8 protein-coding genes are annotated in these 7,139 nt (G+C 68.2%); 1 reads left to right on the top strand and 7 read right to left on the bottom strand.

From position 1 onward, the window contains the following. Positions 1–260: 260 nt before the first annotated feature. The 6 genes from ACI1US_RS12585 to ACI1US_RS12560 all read right to left on the bottom strand — a co-directional run bounded on the left by ACI1US_RS12585 (position 261) and on the right by ACI1US_RS12560 (position 5,875). Positions 261–1,046: an ABC transporter ATP-binding protein gene (locus ACI1US_RS12585; RefSeq protein ID WP_461640781.1), complete on the bottom strand. Its 786-nt coding sequence runs from the start codon at positions 1,044–1,046 to the stop codon at positions 261–263. Positions 1,047–1,057: 11 nt separating this feature from the next. After that, the gene (locus tag ACI1US_RS12580) at positions 1,058–2,116 is read right to left on the bottom strand and encodes a FecCD family ABC transporter permease (protein WP_461640780.1); all 1,059 of its coding nucleotides are present in this window, start codon (positions 2,114–2,116) and stop codon (positions 1,058–1,060) included. Next, positions 2,113–3,186: a FecCD family ABC transporter permease gene (locus tag ACI1US_RS12575; RefSeq protein ID WP_461640779.1), complete on the bottom strand. Its 1,074-nt coding sequence runs from the start codon at positions 3,184–3,186 to the stop codon at positions 2,113–2,115. The genes ACI1US_RS12580 and ACI1US_RS12575 overlap by 4 nt, the downstream gene beginning before the upstream one ends. Beyond that, entirely contained in the window at positions 3,183–4,241 is a 1,059-nt protein-coding gene (locus ACI1US_RS12570; protein ID WP_461640778.1) for an ABC transporter substrate-binding protein, read from the bottom strand. Before ACI1US_RS12570 ends, ACI1US_RS12575 begins: the two co-directional genes overlap by 4 nt. Positions 4,242–4,391: 150 nt before the next feature. Beyond that, on the bottom strand, positions 4,392–5,234 hold the full coding sequence (locus ACI1US_RS12565) for a helix-turn-helix transcriptional regulator (protein ID WP_461640777.1): 843 nt from the start codon (positions 5,232–5,234) through the stop codon (positions 4,392–4,394). Between the two features lie 59 nt (positions 5,235–5,293). After that, positions 5,294–5,875, bottom strand: coding sequence for a TetR/AcrR family transcriptional regulator (locus tag ACI1US_RS12560; protein WP_461640776.1), 582 nt, complete (start codon positions 5,873–5,875; stop codon positions 5,294–5,296). An 89-nt stretch (positions 5,876–5,964) separates the two neighbouring features. Between ACI1US_RS12560 and ACI1US_RS12555 the strand changes: the two genes are divergently transcribed. Beyond that, positions 5,965–6,723: a siderophore-interacting protein gene (locus tag ACI1US_RS12555; protein ID WP_461640775.1), complete on the top strand. Its 759-nt coding sequence runs from the start codon at positions 5,965–5,967 to the stop codon at positions 6,721–6,723. Here the strand turns inward: ACI1US_RS12555 and ACI1US_RS12550 are convergent. Next, a partial coding sequence (locus ACI1US_RS12550) for a 3,4-dihydroxy-2-butanone-4-phosphate synthase (RefSeq protein WP_461640774.1) occupies positions 6,711–7,139 on the bottom strand: 429 nt, incomplete at its 5' end. The two genes, ACI1US_RS12555 and ACI1US_RS12550, sit on opposite strands and share 13 nt — an antisense overlap.

The following is a 7,139-nucleotide window of genomic DNA, read 5'->3' as shown; positions in this document are numbered from 1 at the left end:
GGGTGTTGCCGCTCACCACATGGCGACTACCGTGGTGAACATGGACTGGATGTTTGTGACGGCCGGAAGCATATTCGTACTCGGAGCCCTGCTCTGGGTCGCCGGCACCGTCTGGGGCCGCCGAACGCAGGCAAAGAACGCCGAGCGCTACGGCCGGCGGTAACCAGCCGCAGCACGCGGTAACTGGCCCCAGCACGCGCGTACCAGCCGCGGCCAGAAACCCGGCCGCGGAAGGCCGCGCCAGGCCGAGCAGGCGCAGGCTACCGGCGACCGCCAAGCGGCAGCACGAGCGGCGCACCCGAGACCGGATCCTCGATCACCCTGCACGGCAGGTCGTACACGGCCTCGACGAGCTGCTCGGTGATGATCTCGCGCGGATCCCCCTGCGCGACGATCTGGCCGTCACGCATCGCAACGAGATGCGACGCATACCTCGCGGCGTGGTTGAGGTCGTGCAGCACCGCAACAAGCGTCGCGCCGTCGCGGTGCAACTGCGCGAACAGCTCCATGAGGTCGATCTGGTGCGCGATATCTAGGAACGTCGTCGGTTCGTCGAGCAGCAAGTGCCCGGTCTGCTGCGCGAGCGCCATCGCCACCCACACTCGCTGTCGCTGCCCGCCCGAGAGCTCGTCGACGAGTCGCCGCGACAGTTCGGTGACGTTCGTCGCGTCCATCGCTTGCGCGACGGCGACCTCATCGACCTGGCTCCAGGTGCGCATCGCATTCTGGTGCGGAAAGCGGCCGCGCGAGACGAGGTCGGCGACGGTGATCCCGTCGGGCGCAATCGAGGACTGCGGCAGCAGCCCGAGCCTTTTTGCGACCTCCTTCGATTTCTGCGAATGGATCGCGGTGCCATCGAGTAGCACACTTCCAGCGGAGGGCTTGAGCAGCCTGGCGAGCCCGCGCAGCAACGTCGACTTGCCGCACGCGTTGGGGCCGATGATGATCGTGAACGAGCCATCCGGCACCTCGAGCGTGAGGTCTGAGATGACGGGTTCGTCACTGTAGCCGAGGGCCACATCGCGCGCGATGAGCGAGGCAGTCATAGAAATTCCTTTCACGCGCGGCGCGCGTACTGGGCTGCGAGCAGCCAGGCGAGGTAGAGGCCGCCGACCGAGACAGTGATCACGCCGACCGGCACCCTGCAGAGCTGGGCGACGGTGTCAGAAACGACGACGAGCGCGGCCCCGGTGAGCATGAGTGGCACCGTTCCCATCGGAGTGTTCGTGCGGGTGAGCCGCTGGTAGATCTGCGGAGCGGCGAGCGCGATAAACGAGATGGGGCCCGCGGCCGCGGTCACGAGCGCGACGAGTGCGACACCGAGCACCATCGCGGCCAAGCGGGTGCGGCCGGGATGGACACCGAGCGCGGTCGCCGCGTCGTCGCCCATCTCGAGCACGGGCAGCGTGCGGTTCAGCGGCAGCGCCGCGATCGCGACGATCGCGAACACTGCGGTGGCGGGAAGCAACTGGTCGAAGCCGAGCGACGCGATCGAGCCCGCTCCCCAGGTCGCCGCCATCATGGCCTTCTCGACACTCACCGAGATGAGGATCCAGGAGGTGAGCGATCCAAGGCCAGCGGAGACCCCGATGCCGACGATGATGAGCCGGAACGACGACACCGTGCGCTTCATAGCGAGCGCGTACACGAGGAGTGCCGTCATGAGGCCGCCGACGAGCGCGCCCGCGGCCTTGTACATGTAGGTGTTCAGCCCGAGGCCGACCATCATCAGGGTCACGCCGAACTGAGCGCCGACGCCAAAGCCGATGATGTCGGGCGACCCGAGCGGATTGCGCGTCAGCGACTGGAAGATGCCGCCGGAGAGCGCGAGCGCCGCCCCGCACAGCACCGCGAAGAGCACTCGCGGGAACCGCCATTCGAACACAACCTGCCGGGTATCTGGGTCGACGTTGGGGTCGACGAGGGCGCGCAGCACCTCGCCGAAGCTCACGTCGTATGCCCCAATGGTCATCGAGGCGATACCCGAGACAATGATGACGACGACGAGCGCGATGCTCACGATCACGGAGCGCGCGGGGATCGACCATGCGACAGAGCGGTTCTCGACGCGATACTCACGCCGACCGAAGTCGACGGTCTGCTGGGGGTTGGTCACAGTCCACTCACCTGCCTGCGGCGCACGAGCGCGATGAGCACGGGGGCGCCGAGGAGTCCCGTGACGATGCCGACGCGAAGCTCCCCGTTGGGGAGGACGACGCGGCCGAGAATGTCTGCGAGGAGCAGGAAGATTGCGCCAACGACGAGCGAATAGCTGAGCACCCAGCGCTGGTCGGGGCCGGTGAACCAGCGCACCGCGTGCGGGATCATGATGCCGACGAAGCCGATAGGGCCTGCCGCCGCGACGGCGGTGCCCGCCAGCAGGGTGACCGCGACGATGACGACCAGCCGGGTGACGCGGATTCGCGCACCGAGCGCCTGCGCGAGGTCGTCGCCGAGGGCAAGCGCGTTGAGTGAGCGGGCGCTGAGCAGGCCGAGCACGAGGCCGGCGATGATGAGCGGGGCGGCCCAGGCGAGCTGGTCGAGCTCGCGGCCAGCGACGGAGCCGACGCCCCAGAAGCGCATGATCTGCAGGGTTGAGTTGTTCTGCAGCACGATTGCGGTCGTGAAACCGGTAAACGCTGCGCCGAGCGCGACGCCGGCGAGCGTGAGTTTCATGGGTGTGGCACCCGTGGGGCCAACGGAGCCGAGCAGGTAGACGAGCACGGTGAGCACGAACGCGCCGCCGAGGGCGAATGGCACGTAGGATCCGGGAGCGGTAAACCCGAGTACCCCGACGGCGAAGGTGACCGCGAAGGAGGCACCGGCGTTTACCCCGAGGATGCCGGGGTCGGCGAGCGGGTTGCGGGTGAAGGCCTGAATGAGCCCGCCGCAGACCGCGAGCGCGGAGCCGATAAGAATCGCGTAGACGGTGCGGGGCACTCGCAGCTCGCGCACCATGAGGTGCAGCGGGTTGTCGTCGTCGTAGGCGGTGAGCGCGGCGAGCACCGTGCCCGGGTCGATGGCCCGGCTGCCAACCGCGAGCGAGGCGATCGCGGTGAGCACGAGCGCGCCGAGCGCGACAATGAGCCCGAGCGTGAGCACCCAGGCGCGGCGACGGATGACAGGGCGGCGAACCGCCGAGAGCGGGGCCGCCGCGCGGCCCCGCTCAGAGAGGTGCTGTGTCATTCGCCGGTGTTGGTCGGCTTGCCCTGCAGCGCTGCCGCGAGATCGTCGACGTACTTCGGGAGGATGTACTGCAGCGAGAGCACGGTCGGGGCACTGATCGCCGACGCCTCTGCCTGGTCGCTGTAGATGACGTACGCGTTCTTCTCGATCGGGTTCCAACGCGAGATGATCTTGTTCTCGACGGTCGCGGTGCCCTCGGCCTTGCTGCCACCCCAGGCCGCGAACAGGTCGGCTTCGACGTCGTAGAGGTTCTCAAGGCTCACGCCCGTGTACCAGTTGTCGCCTTCTGCGGTCGCGAGGAAGGTATCCATCGCGCTCGTGGACTTGAAACCGAGCGACTCGGTGATGCGCACGCGCGGGTCGTATTCGAGGTAGACGCCGAGGTCGGTGCCGCCCTCGGTGAGCGTGAGGCCCCAGACGAAGGTCTTGTCTTCGAACTCGGGGTGTTCGGCAGCGAGCGAGGTGACGAGTTCGTCGGTCTCGGTAACGAGCTCTTCTGCCTTGTCGTCTGCCCACATCGCCTTGCCCACGGTGCGGGTCATTTCTTCCCAGGTGCTCGGATCCCACGGGCCCTTGATGTAGGGCACGGTCGGGGCGATCTCGCTCAGCCGCTCGTACTCGACGTCGGTGATACCCGAGTACAGGCTGAGGATGAGGTCTGGCTTCAGCTCCTTGATGCCCTCGTAGTTCGGGCCCTCCTTGGCGTACGGGATGATCTCGGGGGTCTCGCCGTACTGCTCCATGACGAAGTCCTTGAACCAGGGCTGGTAGCCGCTCTCATCGGCTCCCCAGACCTCTTCGACGCCGACCGGGTTCTCGCCGAGGGCGGCGACGATGTCGGGGGTCATCCAGCCGAGGGCGACGATTCGCTTCGGCTTCTCTGGGATGTTCGTGGAGCCGTGCGCGTGCTCGATCGTCACACCGGTTTCGGCACCCTTCTCGGGTGCGGTGTCTGCGGGAGCCGAGCAGCCGGTGAGGGCGATCGCGGCGGCGGCGACGAGCGCGGCGACCCCTGAGAGGCGCCGGGTTTTTGAACGCGCGGAAGCGTGCAACATTGTTCTCCTTGCGGGAAGCGGTGGTCTGGGCCGCGAAACTGCGGCAGAAGTTAGGTAAGCCTTACCTAACACATCGATGCTAGGAGCACGCGGGGCTGCAATGTGTTGCCGAGCAGACGAGTTTTGCCGCAAAACCGCCAAACATCGGATTTACCGCCAGTACGAGCGGTGCGCCCCATCGGCCTGCGCCTGCGCGACGTACTGCCGCGGCGTCATTCCGAAGCGGCCTTTGAAGGCGGCAGAGAACGCGCTCGTCGAGTCGTAGCCACACCTGTTGCCCGCTGCCCCAACCGGGGTGCCGTCAACAATGAGGCGCGCCGCGGCGGTCATCCTGACACCCGTGCGCCACTGCCCAAAGCTCATGCCGATGTCACTACTGAATACGCGCAGCACCGTTCGCTCGTGCAGGCCGTGCTGCGCAAACAGTTCGCGTGCGGTACGCACGTCACCCGGGTGCGCGAGCACGGTCTCCACGAGCGGCCGAACACGCTCGTCGCCGGGCACGGGGATCTCACCCGCATCGCCCAACGGGTCGGTCGACGGCTGCTGCAGCATGTCGATGAGCACGCCCTGGATCCGCACCCGCAGCCCCGGGTCCATGTCGTTCTCCCCCAGGTGCAGCATCATTTCCTGGACCGCGCGGTGCACGAGCACGCGCCGCACCTCGGTCACGGGCGATGCGAGCTCCGAGTCGGGGACGTACGTGTAGCACCCGACGGCGTCGCGCTCGTGACGCGCGGTATGGGGCGTGCGCGCCGGGATCCAGATCCCCTGCCCGGGGGCGAGTCGCCAGATCGAATCCTCGAGGTACACCCACACTGTCCCGCGATAGCACCAGGCGAGCATGGGCTCCGGGTGGCTGTGCGGCGGGGCGACCGGGCGATCGCCCCGCCCCTCGCCGGAAATCACGCCCGTCGACATGAGGAAGGGAGCGGTCATCGAGGAGTCGCGCAGCGCGCTCGCTCCCCAATCGACAGGCCCCATCCAATTCATCAGATGAATAGCGTAGCAGGCGGGAGCTGACAGGCGCAGCAACCCCGGCGGGGCACCCGTTAGCGCGCGAGAAAGCGCCGCGCCATCGCGCGATGCTCAGCAGGATCCCCCAGCCACCCCTCGGCGAGCGTGCGGAAGAGCATCGGCCCGACAAGCTCTGCGGCGAGCGCGGCGTCGTCGACCCCACTCCCCTCGTCGCCGAGACCGCCGCGGGCCCGCACGCCAGCAATGCACGTCCGGGCCGCGTCACCGAGCACGTCGGTTCCGCGCAGCAGCTCGGCCACCTTGCGGTCGTGCTGCGCCTCCCCGAGGAGGGCCCGGTAGGCAAGGCCAGCGTCAGAGGTCGTGAGAAACGCAGAGAGCGCCGCGAGAAACGCGGTCACGTCCGCTTCGGTGTCCACCCCCGGGGCGATGGTGAGCTCTCGAGTCGCATCGGCGGCGCTTGCCTCGAGCAAGATCTCGGCCTTCGACGACCACCAGCGGTAGACAGTCTGCCTCCCGACCTTGGCCCGCTCCGCGATGCCCTTCATGGTCATGGCGGCGTAGCCCTCCTCCACGAGCATGTCGTCGACGGCCCGGAGCACCGCCAGGCGGGCACCCTCACTTCGCGGGCGGCCCAGGGGTCGTGTGCGCTCCTCCATGCGTTCACCCTAACACTTTCGAGACTTGCTGATCCGAAACTCTCGCGTCTATCATTACGGTACACCTTGTCTCGAAAGAGGATCACCCAGTGAACACCACTGCAACACCAACCACAGCCCCCACGCGACGCCAGGACCGCCGCCGGGACCGCCGCCCCACAGCCATGCGCGACGTCGTTGTCACGGGCCGCGAACACGTGAGCGAGCACATGCTGCGACTCACCCTTGGCGGCAGCGACCTCATCGCCACCGTCCACGACACCCCCGGCGCGTGGGTCAAGCTGTTCATCGACGAGCCCGACGGGTTCGGCGAACACGGCAGGGCCTACACGGTCCGCGGTTTCAACCCACTGAGCGACGAGATCACGATCGACGTGTTTCTGCACGGCCTCGGCACCATGCCCCGCTGGGCCACGGCGTGCACCCTCGGCTCACGCGCCCGCATCGCAGGCCCCCGCCCGAGTGGCGCGCCGAGCGGCCCCATCAAGACGCTGCAACTCTTTGGCGACGAGACCTCGCTCCCCGCCATCTCCGCGATCCTTGAGCGCGAGCACTCCGGCCGAGCGGTTGAGGCCTTCGTCGAGTTGGCCGACGAACGCGACCGCCAAGACCTTGCCACCCCAGACGGCACCGCGATCACGTGGCTCGCCAGGCGGCGCGGCGAGGCACCCGGCCGGCAGCTCCTGCAGGCCGCAGAGCAGGCGACGTTCACCCCAGATTCTGGCGTGTGGTTTGCCGGGGAGGCCTCCTCAGCCCACTGGTTCAGAACCCAGCTGCGCCAGCAGCCCGTCGCGCAGCTGCACGTCCAGGGCTACTGGCGCAGCGGGGTCGGCGACTACCGCGAGTAGCTCCCCACGCCTGCCACAGCCGCGGCGATAGCGGCAACGCTCGTGAACGCCATGCCCGCGAAGCGAGCGTTCCCCGCGATGTCACCGGCACGCCGCATCTCCCCCTCGTCATCCACGAGCTCGGCGAGTACCCCCACGGGCGCCATGCCCGCGAGGCGCAAGAGATCCACCGTCGCCTCAGTGTGCCCACCCCGCCCCTGCGTGCCGAGCGGGTGGGCCCTGAGTGGCAAGATATGCCCGGGCCGAATGAGGTCGCCGGGCCCCGCCGCGGGGTCGGCGAGCACGTTCACCGTGAGGGCGCGGTCGGTGGCCGAGATCCCGGTCGCTCGCACCGCCCACGCGTCGACGGTCACCGTGTAGGCCGTGCCGCGCGGGTCCTCGTTTCGAGCGACGAGCGGGGGCAGCTCAAGCAGGTC

The organism is Leucobacter sp. BZR 635, from assembly GCF_048061935.2.
In the GTDB taxonomy this organism is placed as follows: domain Bacteria; phylum Actinomycetota; class Actinomycetes; order Actinomycetales; family Microbacteriaceae; genus Leucobacter.
The sequence above is the reverse complement of the archived record's forward strand: the minus strand, read 5'-3'. Positions and strand labels throughout refer to the sequence as shown.

Coding starts and splice junctions, on each gene's coding strand:
- ACI1US_RS12585 (WP_461640781.1), bottom strand. CDS start 1,046: ATGACTGCCTCGCTCATCGCGCGCGATGTGGCCCTCGGCTACAGTGAC.
- ACI1US_RS12570 (WP_461640778.1), bottom strand. CDS start 4,241: ATGTTGCACGCTTCCGCGCGTTCAAAAACCCGGCGCCTCTCAGGGGTC.
- ACI1US_RS12560 (WP_461640776.1), bottom strand. CDS start 5,875: ATGGAGGAGCGCACACGACCCCTGGGCCGCCCGCGAAGTGAGGGTGCC.
- ACI1US_RS12565 (WP_461640777.1), bottom strand. CDS start 5,234: ATGAATTGGATGGGGCCTGTCGATTGGGGAGCGAGCGCGCTGCGCGAC.
- ACI1US_RS12575 (WP_461640779.1), bottom strand. CDS start 3,186: ATGACACAGCACCTCTCTGAGCGGGGCCGCGCGGCGGCCCCGCTCTCG.